The sequence below is a fragment of the Sporosarcina contaminans genome (genome assembly GCF_042679045.1).
In the GTDB taxonomy this organism is placed as follows: Bacteria; Bacillota; Bacilli; order Bacillales_A; family Planococcaceae; genus Sporosarcina; species Sporosarcina contaminans.
Genome location: NZ_JBHTLT010000039.1, coordinates 37,450 through 58,611 on the forward strand (window position 1 = coordinate 37,450; position 21,162 = coordinate 58,611).

General features: G+C 42.1%; 27 protein-coding genes and 1 pseudogene. 24 read left to right on the top strand and 4 right to left on the bottom strand.

Translation table 11 applies throughout. The features are described 5' to 3' along the window. Nucleotide 1 precedes the first annotated feature (1 nt). The 7 genes and pseudogenes from ACFQ38_RS08220 (at nt 2) to ACFQ38_RS08250 (ending at nt 4,231) form a co-directional block, all read left to right on the top strand. The gene (locus tag ACFQ38_RS08220) at nt 2–1,015 is read left to right on the top strand and encodes an ABC transporter ATP-binding protein (protein ID WP_381480347.1); all 1,014 of its coding nucleotides are present in this window, start codon (nt 2–4) and stop codon (nt 1,013–1,015) included. A gap of 487 nt (nt 1,016–1,502) precedes the next feature. After that, nucleotides 1,503–1,595: pseudogene (locus tag ACFQ38_RS08225) on the top strand (urease subunit gamma); the annotation flags it as partial. Nucleotides 1,596–1,597: 2 nt separating this feature from the next. Beyond that, a complete protein-coding gene (locus ACFQ38_RS08230; protein WP_381480348.1) occupies nt 1,598–2,338 on the top strand; it encodes an ATP-binding cassette domain-containing protein in 741 nt (246 codons plus the stop codon). A 42-nt stretch (nt 2,339–2,380) separates the two neighbouring features. Further along, nucleotides 2,381–2,860 (top strand): ABC transporter ATP-binding protein, encoded by a 480-nt coding sequence (locus ACFQ38_RS08235; RefSeq protein WP_381480349.1) that lies wholly within the window; start codon nt 2,381–2,383, stop codon nt 2,858–2,860. Between the two features lie 51 nt (nt 2,861–2,911). Continuing rightward, the gene (locus ACFQ38_RS08240) at nt 2,912–3,097 is read left to right on the top strand and encodes an ATP-binding cassette domain-containing protein (RefSeq protein WP_381480350.1); all 186 of its coding nucleotides are present in this window, start codon (nt 2,912–2,914) and stop codon (nt 3,095–3,097) included. A gap of 35 nt (nt 3,098–3,132) precedes the next feature. After that, complete coding sequence (locus ACFQ38_RS08245) at nt 3,133–3,612, top strand: acyl-CoA thioesterase (protein ID WP_336824088.1); 480 nt, start codon at nt 3,133–3,135, stop codon at nt 3,610–3,612. 253 nt (nt 3,613–3,865) lie between these two features. After that, nucleotides 3,866–4,231, top strand: a complete 366-nt coding sequence (locus ACFQ38_RS08250; RefSeq protein ID WP_381480351.1) for a VOC family protein — start codon at nt 3,866–3,868, stop codon at nt 4,229–4,231. 236 nt (nt 4,232–4,467) lie between these two features. On the opposite strand, the gene ACFQ38_RS08255 is transcribed toward ACFQ38_RS08250, so the two are convergent. Further along, nucleotides 4,468–5,418 (bottom strand): hypothetical protein, encoded by a 951-nt coding sequence (locus tag ACFQ38_RS08255; protein WP_336824086.1) that lies wholly within the window; start codon nt 5,416–5,418, stop codon nt 4,468–4,470. A 241-nt stretch (nt 5,419–5,659) separates the two neighbouring features. On the opposite strand from ACFQ38_RS08255, the gene ACFQ38_RS08260 reads away from it, so the two are divergent. The 6 genes from ACFQ38_RS08260 to ACFQ38_RS08285 are packed head-to-tail and all read left to right on the top strand — an operon-like array spanning nt 5,660 to nt 10,089. After that, nucleotides 5,660–6,445, top strand: coding sequence for a hypothetical protein (locus ACFQ38_RS08260; RefSeq protein WP_336824085.1), 786 nt, complete (start codon nt 5,660–5,662; stop codon nt 6,443–6,445). Next, on the top strand, nt 6,442–7,125 hold the full coding sequence (locus tag ACFQ38_RS08265; protein WP_381480352.1) for a hypothetical protein: 684 nt from the start codon (nt 6,442–6,444) through the stop codon (nt 7,123–7,125). Before ACFQ38_RS08260 ends, ACFQ38_RS08265 begins: the two co-directional genes overlap by 4 nt. A gap of 2 nt (nt 7,126–7,127) precedes the next feature. Beyond that, nucleotides 7,128–7,496: a GntR family transcriptional regulator gene (locus tag ACFQ38_RS08270; RefSeq protein WP_336824083.1), complete on the top strand. Its 369-nt coding sequence runs from the start codon at nt 7,128–7,130 to the stop codon at nt 7,494–7,496. Beyond that, the gene (locus tag ACFQ38_RS08275; protein WP_381480353.1) at nt 7,489–8,208 is read left to right on the top strand and encodes an ABC transporter ATP-binding protein; all 720 of its coding nucleotides are present in this window, start codon (nt 7,489–7,491) and stop codon (nt 8,206–8,208) included. Before ACFQ38_RS08270 ends, ACFQ38_RS08275 begins: the two co-directional genes overlap by 8 nt. Beyond that, nucleotides 8,205–9,122, top strand: coding sequence for an ABC transporter ATP-binding protein (locus ACFQ38_RS08280; protein WP_381480354.1), 918 nt, complete (start codon nt 8,205–8,207; stop codon nt 9,120–9,122). Before ACFQ38_RS08275 ends, ACFQ38_RS08280 begins: the two co-directional genes overlap by 4 nt. Then, nucleotides 9,091–10,089, top strand: a complete 999-nt coding sequence (locus ACFQ38_RS08285; protein ID WP_381480355.1) for an ABC transporter permease — start codon at nt 9,091–9,093, stop codon at nt 10,087–10,089. The genes ACFQ38_RS08280 and ACFQ38_RS08285 overlap by 32 nt, the downstream gene beginning before the upstream one ends. A gap of 375 nt (nt 10,090–10,464) precedes the next feature. On the opposite strand, the gene mscL is transcribed toward ACFQ38_RS08285, so the two are convergent. Both mscL and ACFQ38_RS08295 read right to left on the bottom strand, forming a co-directional pair. Further along, nucleotides 10,465–10,845, bottom strand: coding sequence for a large conductance mechanosensitive channel protein MscL (mscL, locus tag ACFQ38_RS08290; protein ID WP_336824079.1), 381 nt, complete (start codon nt 10,843–10,845; stop codon nt 10,465–10,467). Nucleotides 10,846–10,920: 75 nt separating this feature from the next. After that, on the bottom strand, nt 10,921–11,259 hold the full coding sequence (locus ACFQ38_RS08295) for an MGMT family protein (protein WP_381480356.1): 339 nt from the start codon (nt 11,257–11,259) through the stop codon (nt 10,921–10,923). A 137-nt stretch (nt 11,260–11,396) separates the two neighbouring features. Here ACFQ38_RS08295 and ACFQ38_RS08300 point away from each other — a divergent pair, with 137 nt between their 5' ends. Beyond that, complete coding sequence (locus tag ACFQ38_RS08300) at nt 11,397–11,948, top strand: YdhK family protein (protein ID WP_336824077.1); 552 nt, start codon at nt 11,397–11,399, stop codon at nt 11,946–11,948. A gap of 117 nt (nt 11,949–12,065) precedes the next feature. Continuing rightward, nucleotides 12,066–12,620 (top strand): hypothetical protein, encoded by a 555-nt coding sequence (locus ACFQ38_RS08305; protein WP_381480357.1) that lies wholly within the window; start codon nt 12,066–12,068, stop codon nt 12,618–12,620. A gap of 26 nt (nt 12,621–12,646) precedes the next feature. On the opposite strand, the gene ACFQ38_RS08310 is transcribed toward ACFQ38_RS08305, so the two are convergent. Next, the gene (locus ACFQ38_RS08310) at nt 12,647–13,318 is read right to left on the bottom strand and encodes a phosphatase PAP2 family protein (protein ID WP_336824075.1); all 672 of its coding nucleotides are present in this window, start codon (nt 13,316–13,318) and stop codon (nt 12,647–12,649) included. 78 nt (nt 13,319–13,396) lie between these two features. Between ACFQ38_RS08310 and ACFQ38_RS08315 the strand changes: the two genes are divergently transcribed. The 9 genes from ACFQ38_RS08315 (at nt 13,397) to kynA (ending at nt 21,044) form a co-directional block, all read left to right on the top strand. Further along, complete coding sequence (locus ACFQ38_RS08315) at nt 13,397–13,957, top strand: glycerol-3-phosphate acyltransferase (protein WP_381480358.1); 561 nt, start codon at nt 13,397–13,399, stop codon at nt 13,955–13,957. Between the two features lie 28 nt (nt 13,958–13,985). Further along, the gene (gene ytxJ / locus ACFQ38_RS08320) at nt 13,986–14,312 is read left to right on the top strand and encodes a bacillithiol system redox-active protein YtxJ (protein WP_381480359.1); all 327 of its coding nucleotides are present in this window, start codon (nt 13,986–13,988) and stop codon (nt 14,310–14,312) included. Between the two features lie 90 nt (nt 14,313–14,402). Next, on the top strand, nt 14,403–15,143 hold the full coding sequence (gene fabG, locus ACFQ38_RS08325; RefSeq protein ID WP_336824072.1) for a 3-oxoacyl-ACP reductase FabG: 741 nt from the start codon (nt 14,403–14,405) through the stop codon (nt 15,141–15,143). Nucleotides 15,144–15,323: 180 nt separating this feature from the next. After that, nucleotides 15,324–16,385, top strand: coding sequence for a fatty acid desaturase (locus tag ACFQ38_RS08330; RefSeq protein WP_336824071.1), 1,062 nt, complete (start codon nt 15,324–15,326; stop codon nt 16,383–16,385). A gap of 173 nt (nt 16,386–16,558) precedes the next feature. Next, a complete protein-coding gene (locus ACFQ38_RS08335) occupies nt 16,559–17,674 on the top strand; it encodes a sensor histidine kinase (RefSeq protein ID WP_336824070.1) in 1,116 nt (371 codons plus the stop codon). A gap of 12 nt (nt 17,675–17,686) precedes the next feature. After that, nucleotides 17,687–18,298 (top strand): response regulator transcription factor, encoded by a 612-nt coding sequence (locus ACFQ38_RS08340; RefSeq protein WP_336824069.1) that lies wholly within the window; start codon nt 17,687–17,689, stop codon nt 18,296–18,298. A gap of 43 nt (nt 18,299–18,341) precedes the next feature. After that, entirely contained in the window at nt 18,342–19,601 is a 1,260-nt protein-coding gene (gene kynU, locus ACFQ38_RS08345) for a kynureninase (protein WP_381480360.1), read from the top strand. Beyond that, on the top strand, nt 19,598–20,233 hold the full coding sequence (kynB, locus tag ACFQ38_RS08350; RefSeq protein ID WP_336824067.1) for an arylformamidase: 636 nt from the start codon (nt 19,598–19,600) through the stop codon (nt 20,231–20,233). Before kynU ends, kynB begins: the two co-directional genes overlap by 4 nt. After that, on the top strand, nt 20,187–21,044 hold the full coding sequence (gene kynA / locus ACFQ38_RS08355) for a tryptophan 2,3-dioxygenase (RefSeq protein WP_381480361.1): 858 nt from the start codon (nt 20,187–20,189) through the stop codon (nt 21,042–21,044). Before kynB ends, kynA begins: the two co-directional genes overlap by 47 nt. The last annotated feature ends 118 nt before the right edge of the window (nt 21,045–21,162 follow it).

Sequence of the window (21,162 nt, forward strand, 5' to 3'; positions counted from 1 at the left end):
TATGTCAGATAAAGTGATTTTATCCGTAAAGGATTTAAAAAGGCATTTTGAAGTCGGGCGGAAGCAGACATTGAAAGCTGTGGATGGGATCAGCTTTGATATTGTTCGTGGAGAGACGTTTGGTCTTGTTGGAGAGTCGGGTTGCGGGAAGTCGACTGCCGGTCGGACGATTTTAGGTTTGTATAATAAGACGGACGGCGATGTTTTGTATGAAGGGCAAAGCGTACATGATATGACAGATAAGGAACGTCAACGTTTTTTGAAGAAAGTGCAAATGATCTTTCAAGATCCTTATGCGTCTTTAAACCCACGGTCGACGGTTTACGAAATTATTGCTGAGCCAATGCAAATACACGGCATGTATAAGACAGCGGAGGAAATGCGTGCAAGGGTTAATGAATTATTAGAGGATGTCGGGTTAAATAGAGATCATGCGAACCGATATCCACACGAGTTTTCAGGAGGTCAGCGGCAACGGATCGGCATCGCACGTTCCTTAGCATTAGATCCGGATTTTATTATCGCTGATGAGCCGATTTCTGCTTTGGATGTGTCTGTACAAGCTCAGGTGGTGAAGCTTCTGCAACGTTTGCAACGTGAAAAGGGGCTGACATATTTATTCATAGCACATGATTTGTCGATGGTAAAATATATTTCCAATCGGATCGGCGTCATGTATTTGGGACATATGGTAGAACTTACTTCTAGTGCGCAGTTGTATGAGAAACCGCTACATCCTTATACGGAAGCGTTGTTGTCAGCAATCCCGATACCAGATCCGGACATTGAAGAATCACGTGAACGGATATTGTTGCAAGGTGAATTGCCAAGTCCTATTAATCCGCCTTCAGGCTGTGTGTTCAGGACCCGTTGTCCATACGCCATGCCGGTATGTGCGGAGTTGAAGCCGAATTGGTTGGAGAAGGAGAAGGGACATTTTGTCGCCTGCCATTTGCATGATGAGAAAGTGATGAAGCGGCAAGATGCTGTGAGGGAAACAGTAGGGTCGTCCTAAGGGGCGGCCTTTATTTATTGCGATTTTTCGTTTCAGCAACTCTTGAACTATAGTGAATAAATTGGTTAACCTCAGCAAATTAAAAGAAAGCTTCATTATATAGCCGATGGATATTTATTCATAGATAACTCGTTTATTGCAAAGAGGTTGCCAATGAATCTCAGATATCATATAATTACTTAGCAGCAAACCTCAACAACCCCACAACGACCTGCTCTTGCCGGGTCCCAATCAACGGACACCTGTCCATTACATGCATGTTCATGCAAAATGCTAAAATAATATAAAAGTGAATAGAACAGAAGCAGCTAGGGAAAAATAGCAAGGCCCTAACTTTATTTCGTATGCAATCAAATTTCCAAAAACAGCTTATAAAAGCAGAAGTTGTCTTGGTTCTTCTTTGTGTAGGAGAAAACGGGCGGTAACGATCATTTTTTTATTTCGATTAGTCCGAAGTCTTAAACAAATATAAAAGAGGTGGATGGAATTGAAGTTATCTCCGGTTGAGCAGGAGAAGTTAATGTTGCATGTGGCAGGTGAGCTTGCGCTAAAAAGAAAAGCGCGAGGCGTCAAGCTGAACTAGTGAGTGGACTTACGATTAAAATTGGAAATACGCCGATCGTTAAGGACAGTTCATTTTTTATTCGCAAAGGAAAGATCACGGCACTAATTGGTGAGAGTGGCAGTGGAAAAAGTATGACTGTGGCTGCTATTTTACGGCTATTGCCCCCTGCCGCTCGGGTTGAAGGGACGATTTTATTCGAAGGTAAAAATTTGCTCGAGGCTTCTCATACTGAAATAGTAGAGCTGCGAAGGCGCCGAGTTTTTACAATATTTCAAGACGCATCAAGCAGTTTTAAATTAGCTATAAGGATGGCTCGGCAGTTATATGCGTTTTCCGCTGGGCGGATTAATGATAATAACATTCAATTTAAGAAGAAAATGGGCAGGATTATGAATGACCTTCGTTTACCGCATGACGTATTGAATCAATATCCGCACGAGTTATCCGGAGGCATGCTTCAACGATGTATGATTGCCTGTGCATTATACGTTGAGCCGGATTTGTTGATTGCCGATGAACCGACTTCTGCTTTAGATATGGAGGTACGGGAAGACTTTCTAAAAGAGCTTCGCGTATTAAATGAAAAACATGGCACGACTGTGCTGCTAATTACTCATGATTTAGATATCGTTGCAAATGCAGCAAATGATATGGTCGTTATGCATAAAGGGAAAGTCGTAGAAACGGGCATTGTGAGTGAAGTATTGGAGCGGCCGGAAGATAGCTATACGAAGCGTTTATTGAATAGCAGGTTTTGACAATGGCTGTTATGGAAAAAAGTGAAAAGCGGAGGTGAGATGATGCTGCAAGTTGAGAGACTCTCAAAAAGTTATGGCCGTGGAAAACATAAAAAGGAAGTGCTTTGCAAAATATCTTTGAATGTAGCCGATGGGGAACTTGTCGGTATTGTTGGAGAGAGTGGTAGCGGAAAAAGTACATTGGCCCGCATTATTATGCAATTGGAGCATTGCGATGAAGGGGAGATTTTATTCCACGGAAAACGACCTGTCGATTTGTATTCGTATTATTCGAATTGCCAAATCGTTTTCCAGCATGCATCCTCCGCTTTGAATCCTTCTTGGACAGTGATGGAAATTTTGCGCGAACCGCTTCGATCTATGAAAGGGACTGACCGCGATGCATACATTTTCAAGATGTTGGACAAGGTTCAATTGAGCAAATCGCATGTTAGTCGACGCCCATCTGAATTAAGCGGAGGCGAACGGCAAAGGGTGAACGTATTAAGGTCAATTTTAGTGCAGCCTAAGTTGCTTATTTGAGATGAAATTGTATCAAATTTGGATCGGTTAATTCAAAAGGAGATTGTCGATATGATTCGCCAATTAAATGAGGATACGGGGATGGCAATCCTTTTCATTTCACATGATTTGCGGGTCGTGAATTATTTATGTGACCGAGTATATGTAATGAAGTCTGGACAAATTGTTGATGAAAGTAAAAAGCAGGAAGGGAAATTTTCTTTCACAGATCAGTACGCGAAAAAGTTATTTGCATGAAGTTAGATGTATACTAAAGGTGGAAAGAGAGGAAGATGACAATGAACGAATTACCAATGAGCCAATCGCGTACTATCCAAACGAAATTAGTATTGCCGCCGGATACAAACCATTTACAAACGATTTTCGGAGGACAAGTGCTTTCTTATATAGATGAAATTGCGGCAATTACTGCTATGAAGCACTCCCAAACAGCCGTCGTTACAGCATCAATCGACTCTGTTGATTTTTTATCCTCTGCAAGAGTAGGCGATGTTTTGGAACTTGAAGCGGTCGTCAGCTCTACGGGAAGAACGTCTATGGAAGTGTTCGTTACAGTGCGCTCGATGAATTTATTGACAGGAGAATCAAAACTAACGACTGAATCGTTTTTGACAATGGTTGCGATGGGCCCAGACAATAAGCCAACACCAGTTCCAGGTGTTTATCCTGAAACCGATGCCGAAAAGCGACTGTTTGAAACGGGCCCGGCACGGAGGGAGCATCGTAGCTTAAGAAGATCGATCAAGCACTGATATTTTGTTTCTGAAGGAGCTGTCCGATAATGTCGGATGGCTTTTTTCTGTGAAAACAAGGTTTGAATATGCGCGTTTTAAAGAAGTTTTCATGTGAGTTGGGAGAGGAGGCTCATGAATGTTTTATATGGACAAACTTTGTAGGTAATCTCCAATAGTGTATAAGTTAAACTTATTGAAATTGATAGAATTATCGTCATAGTACTTATGAGTCACTTCCGATACACTGAATATAGAAGGAGTGATGGACAGAATGGATTATCTTAAGGGGATCGACCATATTCAGATTGCAGCACCAGATAGTTCGGAGGAACAGGCAAGACATTTTTACGGGGAATTGTTAGGAATGAAAGAAATCCCAAAGCCAGAAAATCTAAAAGCAAGGGGCGGCTGCTGGTTCCAATGTGGGAATCAGGAAGTTCATATTGGAATTCAGAAAGGTTTCATGCCAGCAAAAAAAGCACATCCAGGATTTGTTGTTAGTTCACTTGCCGAGCTAAAGAACGACTTGGAGAAGGCAGGATACGAAATAGCAAATGAGGCGCCGATTTCAGGAAGAGAACGCTTTTTCACCTTCGACCCGTTTGGCAATCGGATTGAGTTTTTGGAATTTGACTGAAACGAGACTTAAACAATAGCAGTTCATATTTATAGTGTAAGCATTAATACAGCGGCAGACATGATGCGTGTCTTGCCGCTGTTATCTAAATGTAGCAGAAGTGCACAAGTTACGAAATGCAAACATCCTTAACTACTACAGCGGAATCCAAACACTGCTATTTTAAGGAAAGAGATCAAAGATTATTAAGGTAGTTTTTCAAGCAACATCGTAAATCCTAAGCAGAGAGAAATCGATTATGACACAATAATATCTTGCTCCTGCTGATCCAATCTTTTCAGTTCTTCTAGCGCCTCGTCTTTTTTTCTCCTTAAGCGATCTTGTGTTTTTCGAACTTCTTGATGAACAGTGTTCAATTGGCTTTTTGCATCAGTAATGCGGGAATGCACTGTCCAGTCGGAGAAAATATTATCGAAAAAGATGTCCGTAAACGTAAAGAAATCATTTTGATTTACTTTGAAAGACTCCGAAGCTAGGCTTTGGACATCCATCAATTCCGTTTCGTAATGACGGAGTGCTCGCTGTGCACGGTGTACGAGGTCATCTGAGCTGTTCATTTCCGAATATTTTAGAGCCGAAACGATCAAACCTCCGCCTAAAAACGTATCCCACATCGACAATCCTTCTGCATTGCCTAACTTATCCAATGCGGCATCCAGCGTTCGCAATGCTTTTCCTCCAGCCTCATATGCTTCATCAATTTCACGAATCATCGAACGTACTCTTACCCGATCATCAGCAATTTGCTGCAACGTACGATTCGCTGCCGTATCGTGCTGGCGGATCCACGCTTCCTTTTCTTTTAAAAAATCGGCCCAATCCTCTTCGATATAGGCAAAGTCAGGTTGGTTCATCTTCTCTTTCAACCGCTCTGTTTCAGCCGTTAAATCGGCAACGGTTTTTTCAGCCTCATTATATTTAAGCTCCGCCTCTGTCACCTCATTGATTTCCCTCTCCATTTCGGCGTCCCATTTGCCCGTCCATTCCTTTAGTTTATTTGCAAATGAAAACTTACCTAACTTTACAACGTCTTGCTGTTCTTTTGATAGTTGGTTTTTCAGCTGGTCGCGGAGCTTGGTCGCTTCTAATAATTGCCTTTCTGCCCCTTCTAATCTTCTTTTAATCCGATTCCGTTCATTGCGAAGCATCGTCAATTCCATTTGTCGTTCATGAATATCCGTTCTCATTGCTCACACGCTCCTTTCCTTATTTACGGCTATAGGCAGCAAGTGGTTTCAGTTTTTTATACAGTGGATTTGAATGGGGCAATTGTGTATGGATAGGGCTGTGAAACCGTCGTATGGTGAAAGTCTTTTCCATGAGAAACGTGGTATCTAAGCATCAAATCATGAAGATATATCGCTTTACATTAATGCAAGTTACAGTGTATTATGTAACTAATACACCAGTACAGAAGGGGATAGACTGATGAAACAATGGAATGGACTGCTGTGGAAAGAATGGGTGCAGTGGCGGTTATCGTTGCTCATTATAATTGTGTTTATGGCTGCGGCACTAATAGGTTTGCCGTCTTTTGCAAGGTTGTTAGCGGTAGAAGAAGTTTCGGTGTTTGAGATAACGATGGTAATTTGCTTTATAGCGGCTGGGGCATGTATTTTAGTGCCTGTCATCCATTTTTTGATGATGTTTAACAAAGATATGAAAAGTCCCGATTTATGGCTACATTCAACTGCTTCGACTACTGAGCTCGTCGGGGCCAAAATGTTAATGGCTACTCTTTCGGGCGCTGCATGCATAGCCGTGCCTGTAATTGTCGTGGCATTTCGATATGTAACAGCAGTATCTCATCCAGTAGACATGTTTGATGAGCTGTTGTTCTTTGGAACTTTGTTAATTGCAATCATATTTCTTTCATCGATTCAGTTTATGGTTTATGGCTTTTTCTTTATTGTAATTGAACAAGTGCTGAAGCCTTTTGTAAAAGGGTTTTCTCTTGTTATCACATTGCTGTTATTTATCGTTTCAGTTAGGGTGTACGGTGAAATAACAAGTTCACCATTCTTCGAGAGATTTGTCCGGTTTGGCAAAATTGATTTGATGAAACTTAAAAATCCGCATATCGAATTAGAGTATGGTTATTTCGCTTTGAATGGAACAGTTTTATATGTAGGTGAAGTTATGTTTGCAATGCTTTTGACTATTGGCCTTTTCCTTGCTGGAATTGCTTTGTTTGAGAAGAGGGTGCGTCTATGACAACGTATAGAGGGTTGTTAAGCAAAGAATGGCAGCTTATGAAGTGGTCGTTTGTTGGCTATCTATTGACGAATTTGGTAATTAGTGTGTTCAGTTTGGCGCCATCAGTTGTAGGTTCGGTTGGGAATATTCGGTTAGAGATGAGCAGTCTTGTCAATATGTGGTTGATTTTACATATGTTTTTTTTCACAGCCCTATTCCTACAAAGCCTTCATAAAGATATTGAGCAGCCTGATATTTGGTTTCACTCGCCAGCTTCGATCTGGGAGCTTCTTGGCGTTAAAGTTGTTATGGCATTTGTGCTGAACAGTTCATCGCTTCTCATTTGTCTCTTGTCGGCAGGAGTTGCGTACGTGACAGGAGCCTCTGAAGTAAAGCTTAATTTGTTTGGACTTCCAGGAGCAACGCATATTTTTATTACATTTTTCATGTCAAGCTGTTTGATCATGTCATTCAGTCTGTTCATTTGGGTAATCTACAAAATTACAGCATATAAGATTAGCCATCTTGCAATTTTGGTCGTCATGCCCCTAATTTTTGCCGGATCGGTTGTGTGGGGAATTCTTTCGGCTATTAATGATACGAAGAGCATTCTATTTAGTTCTTTTATGTATATCACTATTTCAATTGTATTATTTGCAGGCGGGGCAACCTTGCTTGAAAAGAAAGTGAGGTACTGACGATGAGCATAGATTTTCTACCGGATAAGCCAATATACCAGCAGCTCATCGACCGGATTTTAGGAGATATTATGCGTGGCACGATAGCGGCTGGGGAGAAGTTGCCTTCAGTCCGTGAATATGCAGTGGAAGTAGGCGTGAATGCCAATACGATGCAGCGCGTATATAAGGAGTTGGAGCAAATGGAGATCACTGAAACGAAGAGGGGGCAAGGATCGTTCGTTACGGAGGATCAAGATAAGATTGCGGCGCTTCGAGATGAAATGAAGGAGCAGTTAGTGACAAACTTTCTTCAAAACGTGGCCGCTTTCGGCTTTACAACTGATGAAATAGTAAAGTGTCTGCAAGAGAGGGGGGGACAGAATGATTGAGTTAAAGCATATTGGAAAGAAATATGGGAGTAAAAAAGCGTTGGAAAATGTAACATTGTCCATTCCGAGAGGAAAAGTGATTGGACTAGTCGGAGAAAATGGGAGCGGAAAATCGACAATGCTGAAAATAATGGCTGGTCTTGTGTCGGTGAATGCTGGAAGTGTGACTTTTGATGGGAAACCAATTACACGGAGGGTTGCTTCGCGAATTGCATATATGTCCGATACGGATTCCTTTTACCTGTATTTCACAGTGCAACAACTGATTGATTACTATGCTTCGCAATTTGAAGATTTCGATGTTATTAAAGCGAAGGAAATTATTCAGTTTTTGAATGTTGATCTTCATTCAAAAATGAAAAACTTGTCAAAAGGAAACCGGGGAAGGGTGAAAATTGCTGTGACGCTTGCGAGGGAAGCGGATGCTTATTTGCTTGATGAACCTTTTTCTGGGCTTGACCCAATGGTGCGCGATGACATTGCGAAAGGACTTATCCGATTCACAGACCCAGAGCGCCAGACAGTCATTATGTCAACACATGAGATCCGGGAAGTAGAGCCTCTGTTGGATGAAATGATCATTATGCAAGGCGGATCGGTGCTTGCGCATAGAGCGGTAGATGAAATTAGAGATTTATATGGAGTGGATGCGACGAGTTATATGGTGTCGCTATTCCGGGATCAGCACCCAAAAAGGGAGATGGAAAAATGAAGCCAGTAGTAGAATTGAAAAACTTATCGAAGACCATTGGCAAGAAGAAAATTATTGATGACTTGAATCTGTCTTTGTATCCTGGGCAAATTACAGGGTTTTTAGGTCCAAATGGTGCAGGTAAAACCACGACGATCCGAATGATGGTAGGCTTGATGAAGCAATCAGGCGGTGATGTCATTATTGATGGTGTTTCTTTGAGGGATAATTTTGAGGAGGGTCTGTCGAAGGTTGGCGTTATCGTTGAGAATCCAGAGATGTATAAGTTTATGTCGGGATATAAAAATTTGTTGCATTTTTCGCGGATGCATAAAGGTATAACGAAGGAGCGGATTGACGATGTCGTCCGGCAAGTCGGGTTGCAAAATCGGATTCATGAGAAAGTCGGTACGTACTCATTAGGGATGCGCCAACGATTAGGGTTGGCTCAAGCTTTATTGCACAGACCGAAGTTTTTGATTTTGGATGAACCGACGAATGGACTTGACCCCGCAGGCATCCGAGAATTCCGTAACTACTTGCGTCGGATTGCAGAAAATGAAGGAGTATCCGTTTTCGTCTCAAGCCATATGCTTTCTGAAATTGAATTGATGTGCGATCGGATTGCGGTCATTCAAAATGGAAAATTGATCGGCATCCGCGAAATGTCGGACGCAGAGCAATCGTTTTATTATATAGAAGCTACGCCGAAAGAGCAGGTGCAACAGATTCTTGTGAATGAAGGATTTGCAGTTTCACCATTGAAAGAGGGCTATTTAGTTCAGGCGCAACAACAGCAAATCCCAGGCGTCGTGCAGTCATTGATTGCAGAGGGGCTTCAAGTGTATGCCGTTCAGCCGCAACGGAAAACATTGGAAGATGAGTTTTTGGAAATGACAGGAGGTGGCCAAATTGCTCAATCTCATACAAAATGAATGGATGAAGCTATGGAACAAAAAAGGAACTTGGGTGATGGTCGGACTTATGATCATATTTACTTCAGGGATGTTGTTCCTCATGAAGTGGATTGATACACAAAGAAATAATTGGGAAGCCCAGCCAGGTGATGCGTCTATAAGCGTGCAAGTGGACGTAGATGACAGCGGTTGGAAGGAATCAGCAGAATCTGATTTGGCTTATACACAAGCCCGGTTGAGTGAAGAAGGCCTTTCAAAAGTGGAACGAAAAGAGTTGGAAGGCAATGCAAAAGTGCTTGAATATCGATTGGCTAATTCGATTGAACCAATTGATGAATTCAGCCGAGAAGGACTGATTAAGAACCCGTCAAGCATTAGCGGGACAGTATTATTATTGACAGTTATCGTTGCAGCGGGTATTGTCGCTTCCGAATTTTCACAAGGAACGATTAAGATGTTGCTGACGCGTCCAGTGAAAAGATGGAAGATCCTTACGTCGAAATTTATTACTGTCAATTTATTTAGTATCTTTCTAATCCTTGTCGGATACGTCTTGTATATTGCACTTAGTATGATCCTATTTAAATCAGGGGCTGGTCAGGAATTGGCTTGGAACGGGAAAGAAGTTGTGGAAGTTTCTGTATGGGGCAAAAGCTTATATATGTTGCTATTGTCTTTTGGAAGTGTGTTCATCACGGCGTCTTTCGCTTTTGCAGTAGGAAGTGTTTTCAGGTCAAGTTCACTTGCAATCGGTTTGTCGTTGTTCATTTACTTCACAGGATCAACGATTACAATGATGCTATCAAAATATGAAGTTGCTAAATATTTGCTTTTCACACATATGGATTTAACTGTATACGAAACGGGTATGCATTTCATTCCAGGTATTAGTTTGACGTTTTCACTCGCTGTCGTTGCTGTTTACATTGTCGTATTTTTAGCAATTAGCTACACAACATTCATTAAACGTGACGTCACTGCGTAAATAAGAAAAAGCTGTCTCTGTTCGAGACAGCTTCTTCTCATTTATGATGATTAAAAGTGCTTACAAGACCGAATACAGTTCCAATAAGGATGAATGCGAAAAGCGCGTACATAATGTAAATGAACCACATGAAGACTCCACTCCTTTTAGTCATGATCCTATCTTTCATTGTAGCACCAGTTGCTGGACGAGGCAACGGGCGACACGACTCTGTCGAAAAATGGCGGGGTGAAAGTGAAGGCAGGCACATTGGTTAACTCTGGGTCATGATCAGTGCCTAACCGTCAAACTTTCGTGCATTTGCCACGAGATTAGTGCATAACGCGATACAGGGTAGTAGTAACAATAAAAAAGCCGACCAAGTCGGCGATGAGATTATTGCTTTTCCGCTTTTAAAAGATCTCGGATTTCTTTGAGCAGTTCCTCTTTTGCATCAATAGCTGGTGTTTCTGCTTTTTCTGGTTCTTTTTTGCGTTTGAATTTCATAAGCAAACGGACGAATAAGAAGATGGAGAACGAGATGATGATGAAATCTATGATGGATTGTAAAAAAACGCCGTATGTAAGGTTTACTCCGCCCATTTTAAGGTGAAGATCGGATAACTCAATTTTCCCTGTTAAGAAGACGATAATAGGTGTAATAATATTTTCAACTAAGGATGAAACGATTTTTCCGAACGCTCCGCCGATTACGACTGCAATTGCGAGGTCCAACACATTCCCTTTAAACGCAAATTCCTTAAAATCTTTCCACATGTAGAAATCCCCCTTTCAGGATAATTTTTAATTCTTTTCTTTCTCATTTTAGTAAATCGCAATCTATGATTCAACTTAATGTTCACTAATTATCGGATCAATAGTAGGATCCCAACGATACTTCGACAGATCTACTTTACCGTCAAGTCCGAATTCCACTCCTTCCGCTTCCAATAAATCACGCTGTAAATGTCCTTTTTCATCACGGTCATTTGGTGTAGAGATGCCTCCTTGTGCGTTGATAATTCGGTGCCAAGGCAAATGGTGTTTTTCGCTCATTGAGTGAAGAATCCTTACAACTTGCCTTGCACCGCGGGGGCTTCCTGCTGCTTTGGCAACTTGGCCGTATGTCATGACATAGCCTGCAGGGATGTTTTTAATAATTTGGACGGCTTTTTCTGTAAAGGGAAGCAATGTTTTATCCTCCTCTTAGGAAATTGATTGTTTTCATCTTACACAAAATACTTCTATTCCTAAAGTGTGGTACGTCAAAGTTTAATACATATAGGCATCGGGGAAGACTCTAAAGAGATATAAAAAGGAGTGTTACGATGAAGCATTATTCATTAGCAATTGGATTAGTAGCTATTTTACTAGCTGGGGGCTGCGGCAATAAAACAGATACCAGTAACGAAGCGCAGAACGAACAGCCACCACATGAGGAGATGGAGCATAATCGTTCAGGTGTCGTGCCTAAACATCTAAAAGAAGCTTCAAATCCGAAGTTTGCGGTTGGAGACAAGGCGATTATAGAAACAGATCATATGCCTGGCATGAAAGGTGCTGAGGCAACTATTGTCGGTGCTTATGACACTACTGCCTATGAGGTTTCGTATACACCAACAACAGGAGGACCGAAAGTGGAAAACCATAAGTGGGTCATCCACGATGAGATTAAGGATACAAATGATGAGCCGCTGCAAACAGGCGATGAAGTGACGATCGAGGCGGACCATATGGAAGGGATGAAAGGAGCTATCGGCAAAATTGATTCAGCGGTAAAGACAACGGTTTATATGATCGATTATACGCCTACAGATGGCGGAGAAAGAGTTGTCAACCATAAATGGGTAACGGATGATGAATTGACGAAGATTGAATGAGTAGAAAGCGGACCGCACATAACTGCGGTCCGCTTTATTTCTGAAAAATTGAAACGTTTGTGAGAGAATATTCGTAAAGGGACTATACTCTAATAGAATAGAAGGAGAGGATCACAAATGAAAGATGTATTTTCAAAGCAAAGCATTATTGGGTATACTATTAAAATTTTGGGTATTGTCATAATCGGATGGGGCGTTTTACAAGCCTTTTTCTTTTTTATAACTGGATTTCAATCTCAGGGACATGTAATGCATGAATGGGGAGAGCTCCAATATATAGATATGTATAACGGTATATCCTTTTTAGGGGCAGTTGGAATCATTGCAACACATCTCATAACTGGTGTATTGGTCATCGGATTCGGTGAAGTGATTGATTTGCTGCAGAAGATTTATTTCAGATTACATCCCGAATCAGAAAAGAAGTGGAAAGAAGAGCAAGCGAAGAAGAGATGGGAAAAAGAACAAAATAATAATAATGATCTGCCATTTTGGGCTGAGCAGGATATTAAAAATTTTTATGAGGAGCAAAAAGCAGAAATTCATTCAATTAAATTGACGACCCATCCTTATATTTTCAAAATCGCTGTGGATGATCGAGTTGAGTACGTGGAAGTCGGCGGATTAAAAACGCGTGTATTGTCCGAAGAGGAGGCGAAGGAGTTTGAATGAAACCTTCCGCTTCCTCTTGAACTCGTTTATTGCCTTGAAAAGCGACGATCAAGCTGTTGCTTTTTCCTTTTTTGATAATAGCTATAGACAGATGTAGCGATTATTAACCAAAACGCACTTGCCGCCATGCCGCCGACAACATCACTCGGATAATGGACGCCAAGATAGATGCGGCTAATCGCGATCGATGCAAACATAATGATCGCTAAAAGTGAAACAACTATTTTACTCACTATAGATTTCAAATTTCTTATGGCGATGAAGGCGGAAATAGCATATAAGCTGAATGCCATCATTGTATGACCGCTCGGGAAGCTGTAGCCGCTAATGTCGACAAGTCTGTGAAAGTCCGGACGCTCTCGTCGGAAGATGAATTTTAATATTTGGTTGAGCGCACCGGTACCAATAAGGACAAAGAAAAAGAAGTAGGCTTGCGAATGTTTGCGAAATACCCAAAATAGCAAAGCGAACCCGATTACAATTAGACAGATGACGACTGTTGTAGAGCCAATCCATGTAAATGCTTTCATAATCGGAGTCAAAGCGGGCGTTTCCCATCCTTGGACAATATCAATGATTGTATGGTCAAAGCGATGAATTGTTTCATTTTGGATGCCGGTTGCAATATACGCGAAGATGCCAGCGAATACAATACATAAAAGCAGTGCAAACGACAGGCGCAAAGAAAGTTCTCTCATTTATTTTCACCCTTTCATGCGCTCCATTTTACAGGAAAGCGTATGTATCTGCATCTTTTATCAGAAAGAGTGATCGTTTTGCAAACGACTTTTTTGATTATAGCTTGTTATACCATTGGTAATTTTTTAACAGCAGTAATTGTAGGTAAGTTGCTTTACAAGAGGGATATACGTGCTTTAGGGAGTGGGAATACTGGCGCCCGCAATGCGGGTAAGGTTTTTGGAAAAATTGGCTTCATTTTGACGTTTTTAGGAGACGGCGCGAAAGGTGCAATTGCGGTCATGCTTGCTCATTGGGCTGGATATGATGGCACGATGCTATTGGTTTGTTTATTTGCAGCGACAGTAGGGCATATATTCCCAGTGTTTTATAAATTCCATGGAGGCAAAGGGATTTCTACATTCCTCGGTGGGGTGTTATTTTATGAACCATTCATTTGTGCAATAATGGCAGGCATCTTTTTAGTGCTTATCAGTCTAATAAAAAATTTTACTGTAGCTGGTTTGGCTGCAATCGCAACCATTCCGTTTACTATTTTGATGTTAGGCAGAGGACTTGATGAGGCTGCTATGCTGCTATTGCTGGTCGTTCTTATTTGCATTGCTCATAAGAAGGACATCATGGCAATAGCGAAATAGAAAGTAAAAATGTAAGGAGTTGACGAAGATGATTGAAATCAAGACGTCGGAAGAATGGAAAAATATTGTAGAACAGTCGAGGAAAGCGCCTATTTTTGTATTAAAGCATAGCGCAACATGTCCCATTAGTGCTTCGGGCCATCATGTATTTGAACATTATGAGACATCAATTTCAAAGTATTACTTGATCGTTCAGAAAAACCGGTCGATTTCCAATGAAATTGAGAAGGATCTCAATGTTCGTCATGAAACACCGCAGGTTTTATTACTAAAAGATGGTGAAGCTGTTTGGTACGCAAGTCATTATGACATAAGCAAATCAAGCATGAAATCTGCTGTAGAAGAACATTGCTGAGCGACTTAGGAGCACAAATCAGTAAGTGTGTCTATATTGTCATTATGATAAAATAGTAATATCTAAAAATTTACAATTGGGGGAGAGCATGTGAGAATGAAAGGCAAAACTGTTGTCATTACAGGTGGGGGAAGCGGCATCGGGGCGGTAGCTGCAAACGTTTTTGGCAAGGAGGGTGCTCAAGTTGCGATTATCGACTTCAATGAGATAGCTGGGGAAGAAACGGCAAAGAGTTTGCATGGCGAAGGGATTGAAGCTGCATTCTTCAAAGCGAATGTAGCGGATCAGGAGCAAGTGCAGTCAGCCGCGCAAAAAGTGCTCGAACATTTTGGAAAAGTTGACGTGCTCATTAACAACGCAGGAATTACAAAAGATGCTATGCTCGTAAAAATGGAGGCAAATGATTTCCGGCAAGTAGTTGACGTAAACCTAACGGGCGTATTTTATTGTACGCAAGCGTTTCTCCCTACGATGCTTGCGGCGGGTAAAGGTAAGATCGTAAATACATCCTCCATCGCTGGCACTGGCGGCAATATCGGCCAAACAAATTATTCGGCTGCAAAAGCGGGGGTCATTGGAATGACAAGGACTTGGGCAAAAGAGTATGGCCGCAAAGGCATCAACGTCAATGCCGTAGCACCAGGCTTTATTGAGACAGACATGATTGAAACAATTCCAGAAAAAGTATTGGAGCAAATGAAGCTGTTGACGCCCTCCGCAAGAATGGGCAAACCGGAAGATATTGCAAGCGCCTATCTTTTCCTTTCCTCCGAGGAGGCTGACTTCATCAATGGAACTGTATTGGAAGTAGATGGCGGTATGTTAAAGTAATTTTCACCCTCTTTCTCTTATTTGGAAAGAGGGTTTTTGTTCATGTATTTGTGAATACATTCACAATACATGACACTTATCATACGAAAAGTTATGACAATCATGTCTGTTGCAAAATGGGTCCTGCTTTTATGATGAGTATAAGAAAAAATAATCGTCATATTTAAAAGGAGGATCAAGATGGAAAGCAAAGAAAAAACAAAACAGCTACATAAAAATGTAGCTCCCTTCGCAAAATCGGATTTGAAGAAAAGTATAATCCAGCTCATTAATACGGTGCCGCCTATTTTTATTTTATGGTACTTGGCGTATTTGAGTTTATCTGTTTCAATTTGGCTCACATTTGCAGTTTCCATAGTTGCAGCAGGATTCGTCGTTCGGACCTTCATTATTTTTCATGATTGCACGCATGGATCGTTTTTCAAAAATAAGAAAGCAAACAATATTGTCGGTACGATTACAGGTATTTTGACTTTGTTTCCTTATGAAAAATGGAAGCGGGAGCATGCGATCCACCATGCAACGAGCTCGAATTTGGATAAACGTGGTGTAGGAGACATTTGGGTAATGACAGTCGAGGAGTATATGGGGGCGTCAAAATGGCAGCGGCTCGCTTACCGATTTTATCGGAACCCATTCGTTATGTTTGGACTTGGACCACTCTATTTAGTGCTGATTTCAGGTCGTTTTAATCGAAAAGACGCACGGAAAAAAGAGCGATTCAATACGTATTTGACGAATGTTGCTATCGTATTATTGTATGCGTTCATGGCGTATCTTGTAGGGTGGCAGGCATTCCTCATCGTGCAAGCGTCGATTATGTTCGTATCAGCTGCGCTTGGCATCTGGCTGTTCTACATTCAACATACATTCGAGGACTCCTATTTTGAGGACGAGTCAGAGTGGGATTACGTAAAAGCTGCGGTGGAAGGAAGTTCATATTATAAGCTACCAAAAGTGCTTCAATGGGCGACGGGCAATATCGGCTTCCATCATGTGCACCATCTGGCGCCGCGCGTTCCAAACTACAATTTGGAATTAGCCCATGAATCAACTCCACCGCTTCAAAAAGCGACAACAATTACAATTAAAACAAGCTTAGAATCATTGCGCTACAAGCTTTACGATCCGGCGCGGAAATCGTTCATCACCTTTAAAGAAGTGAAAGAGCGCATTAGTAAAACAGCAACATTGGATTTGAAAGAGCTAAAACCGAAGCGCACAAGCTTTGAAGGAAAATAATTACGACAGCGGCCATCTTCGGGTGGCTTCTTTTCATTTGTAGGTGAAAAGCTTTAATGGTAGGTACGTCACTCCGCGAAATGGTGGGCCAAACTTTAAAGTGTGAGAGTCTTTCCAATACAATCTTCTGAAATGATACAATCAATATAAATCTGTTTGAAAGGTCGGCGATTATGCAGAAATGGTATAGTATTTTTCCTAAAAGCCCTTGGTTGAGCATCTACGCTTGGATTATATTTTGTTTGCTGCCTTTCTTTTTTATTTTCCGATCATGGTCGGCAATTGGTATATCAGTCGGCATCGGTTTGCTTCTGCTCTTTTTCATTTCTTATTTCTTTTCGTTCCGCTCTAAAAGTGGACTTGTCTATATGTGGGTCAGTTTTGAGATGGTCATAAATGTCGTAATGACACTGCTCTTCGGTTATGTGTATTTCTCTATTTTCACGGCTTTCTTCATCGGCAACATTCGGAATCCAGTCGGCTTCTTTATTTTGTACGGGCTGCATATTGCGTTGACCATCGGGGCAATTGTGGCAGGTTTTTTCATCGACATTCACCTGTTTTTGACGCAAGTCCATTTTGTAATTATTACGGTAATTGGGGTCATTTTAATGCCGTTCAATTTGTACAACCGGGGCAAGCGGGAGAACTTGGAAGGTCAATTAGAAGACGCAAAGGAAAAGATTTCGGAATTGAAGTTGTTAGAGGAGCGTGAGCGCATTGCGCGTGATTTGCATGATACATTGGGACAAAAACTGTCAATGATCGGTGTAAAGAGTGATTTGGCAAGAAAATTAATCGCAAAAAGTCCGAAAGATGCGGAACGTGAGCTGTTGGATATCCGTAAAACTGCAAGTACGGCGTTAAAAGAAGTGCGTGAGCTATTGGCAGATATGCGCTCCACTAAATTGTCCGATGAATTATTGCGTGCGCAGCAAATTTTAGCTGCTGCAGAAATTGAGTTGAAGGTAACTGGATCATCTGTGATTGCCCATGTGCCGACGAATTTCGAGAATGTATTGGCAATGTGTTTCAAGGAGGCTGTTACGAACGTCGTCAAGCATAGCGGCGCCACGGTTTGTCATGTGACGATCGAACAGTCGGAAGACAGAATTTCAATTGCTATTCATGATAATGGCAGTGGCTTAAAAGGAATGAATGCTCCAGGAAGCGGACTTAAAGGGATGCGTGAACGGCTTGAATTCGTGAACGGCACTTTGCGGATAGATGAAGACAATGGCACAAAGCTGACGATCGAGATGCCGGTCGTCATTACCCATCAAAGTTAAGGAGGGATTGCAATGATTCGGATTGTCATTGCAGAGGACCAAGGCATGATGTTGGGCGCGCTTGGTTCATTGCTGAATATGGAAGACGATATGGAAGTTGTCGGTATGGCCCGCAATGGGGAAGAGGCGGTCCGGCTCGTTCGAGAGCAGTCGCCAGATATTTGCATTATGGATATAGAAATGCCGGTCAAAACGGGGCTTGACGCAGCTGAAGAATTGATTGGATCGACTTGTAAAATAATCATTTTGACAACGTTTGCAAGAGCTGGCTATTTTGAACGGGCAAGACGTGCAGGAGTGCGCGGATATTTGCTGAAGGACAGCCCAATTGAGGAATTGGTCACATCCATCCATGCGATTCAAGACGGAAGAAGAATTTACGCGCCGGAGTTAGTGGATATTGCATACGGCTCGGATGACGAAACAGAAAATCCGTTGACAGATCGAGAAAGCCAAGTGTTGGGGCTTGTCGCTGAGGGGAAGAGCACGAAGGAAATTGCGGGAGAGCTCTATTTGACGCCGGGCACTGTAAGGAATTATATTTCTACCATTCTTGAAAAGTTAGGCGTTGGCAATCGGATTGAGGCAATTTCTCGCTTTAAAGAGAAGGGCTGGCATAAGTGAATTATGCTATGCTTTCATTAATAAAATGAAAGGGGAAATAGGGATGGATTTACGTGCAAAAGAGCTTGACCGAAACGATGCGCTTGCCGGTTATCGGAAAGAGTTTTACATTCCAGACGGTAAAATCTATATGGACGGCAATTCATTGGGGCTGCTGTCTAAGCGTGCGGAACGGACACTATACGAGCTATTGGATTCTTGGAAAGTATTAGGCATAGACGGATGGACGGAAGGGGAGCGTCCGTGGTTTTATTTGTCCGAACAAATTGGAGAGATGATGGCGCCGCTCGTAGGGGGAATGAAAGGCGAAGTCATTGCAACAGGTTCTACAACGACAAATCTTCATCAAATGACATCGACTTTTTACAAGCCGAAAGGTAAGAAGACGAAAATATTGGCAGACGAATTGAATTTTCCTTCGGATATTTATGCGCTAAAAAGTCAGCTGCAATTAAAGGGGTATGACCCTGCAGAGCATTTCATCCAAGTGAAAAGCGCGGATGGCAGATATTTGCGTGAAACAGATATTATCGACGCAATGACGGATGAAGTTGCGCTCATCGTTTTACCCGCTGTGTTATATCGAAGCGGCCAAGTTTTGGATATGGAGCGTTTGGTTGAGGCTGCAAATGAGAGAAGCATACCGATTGGATTCGATTTATGCCATTCAATTGGTGCGATTGAGCATTCCTTACATGATTGGGGTGCTGATTTTGCGTTTTGGTGTACGTATAAACACTTGAATGGTGGACCGGGGTCTGTCGGTGGTTTGTTCATCCACGAAAGGCATTTTGGAAAAACGCCAGGTCTTGCTGGATGGTTTGGTTCAAACAAACAATCGCAGTTTGACATGAATCATACGATGGATGTTGCAGGGGATGCAGGCGCTTACCAAATTGGCACACCGCATTTGCTTAGCTTAGCGCCATTGATCGGCTCCCTTGAAATGCTCCAAGAAGTCGGAATCAATCAAATTCGAAGCAAGTCCTTTCAACTGACGGATTATATGATGGAATTGATTCGTGAGCATCTATCAGATTATGGATTTACAATCGGAAATCCTGATAATGAATCCCGCGGCGCGCATTTGCTGTTGGAGCATCCGGAAGCTGCGCGTATTTGCAAAGCATTAAAAGCGGATGGTGTCGTACCGGATTTCCGTGCTCCAAACGGGATACGTCTGGCACCGGTCGCGCTATACAATTCATTTGTTGACGTGTGGCAAACGGTGGAGAAATTGCGCATCATCATGGAAGAGAAACGATATGAACAATTCGAAAACAAAAGGGGTGTCGTCGCATGACTGAAAAATGGATTGATATTTCACAGCCGTTGACAAATGATATTGCAGAATGGCCAGGGGACACGCCGTTCAGCTACGAAGTACGATTTTTGAAAGCGGATACAGGGTCGGTCAATATTGGGAAATTGACGACGAGTACACATATGGGAACGCATATCGATGCGCCGTTCCATTTCGACAATAATGGCAAAAAGGTTCATGATTTATCGCTCGATGTTTATATAGGAAAAGCGCGTGTTATTGATATGACTGGCAAACAGTCAATTGGAAGGGCGGAATTAGAGCAATTAGATTTCGGGGGAGCTGAACGGATTTTATTCAAAACGGAAAGCCGGACGGATCCGAAAGTATTTACGGATACCTTCACGGTGCTCAGTCCGGATATCGGTCCTTTATTGAAAGAGCGTGGCGTAAAATTGATCGGTATTGATACGCCATCCGTCGATCCGGAGGACAGCAAGGAATTGTTAGCGCATCATGCTTTGAACGATAATGGTGTGCTTATTTTGGAAAATATCGTTTTGCATACTATTGAAGAAGGGGATTATGAATTAATCGCATTGCCCCTTCCGATTGAGGGTGGAGATGGGAGCCCTGTGCGTGCTGTTATCCGGAGGTGGCAACGTGACTGAGAAAGGAATTCATACTGATTTTCGTAACAATATGACGTATGGTGAATATTTGAATTTGGAGCAAGTGCTATCGAGCCAGACGCGTCTGTCAGGCCACCATGATGAGATGTTGTTTATCATCATACACCAAGTAAGTGAACTGTGGATGAAGCTTATATTGCATGAATTGAATACGGCAATTGATTTGATCGATAAGGATGAACTGCCAGAAGCCTTTAAAATGTTAGCGCGCGTTTCAAGAGTACAAACGCAAATTATTCAGGCTTGGGATGTCCTATCCACACTTACGCCAGCGGAATATATGGAATTCCGGGATCATTTAGGACGCGCATCGGGGTTCCAATCCTATCAAAATCGACTCATCGAATTTGCTTTAGGCTACAAACAGCCGCATATTATGAAAATCTATGAAAAGGATCCGGCGCTTGCCAAGGAGTTAAAAGCAGCTTACGATGCTCCAGGCATTTATGATGTCGCCATCAATGCGCTACATAAAAATAGCTTTCCAATTAACCCGGAGCTCCTTAATCGCGATTTTTCTGTTACATATAAAGGCGATCCGACTGTGGCTGCTGCCTGGCTTGAAGTGTACCGCAATGTTGACCAGTATTGGGATCTTTACCAGTTGGCAGAGAAGTTGGTGGATATCGAAGACAGCCACCAGCAATGGCGCTTCCGCCATATGAAAACCGTTGAGCGAATCATCGGCTTCAAAACGGGCACTGGCGGCTCCTCCGGCGTCAATTATTTAAAATCCGTCTTAGACCACCGCTTCTTTCCTGAGCTGTGGGATGTCAGAACAAAATTATGAAGAAAAGAGCTGTCGTGCGGCAGCTCTATTTTATTGAAATGCATATCTAACACAATTATGAATATATTATCCATCAGTAAATGCGGGGTAGGTTTACAAATGCATCATCAAACTAATA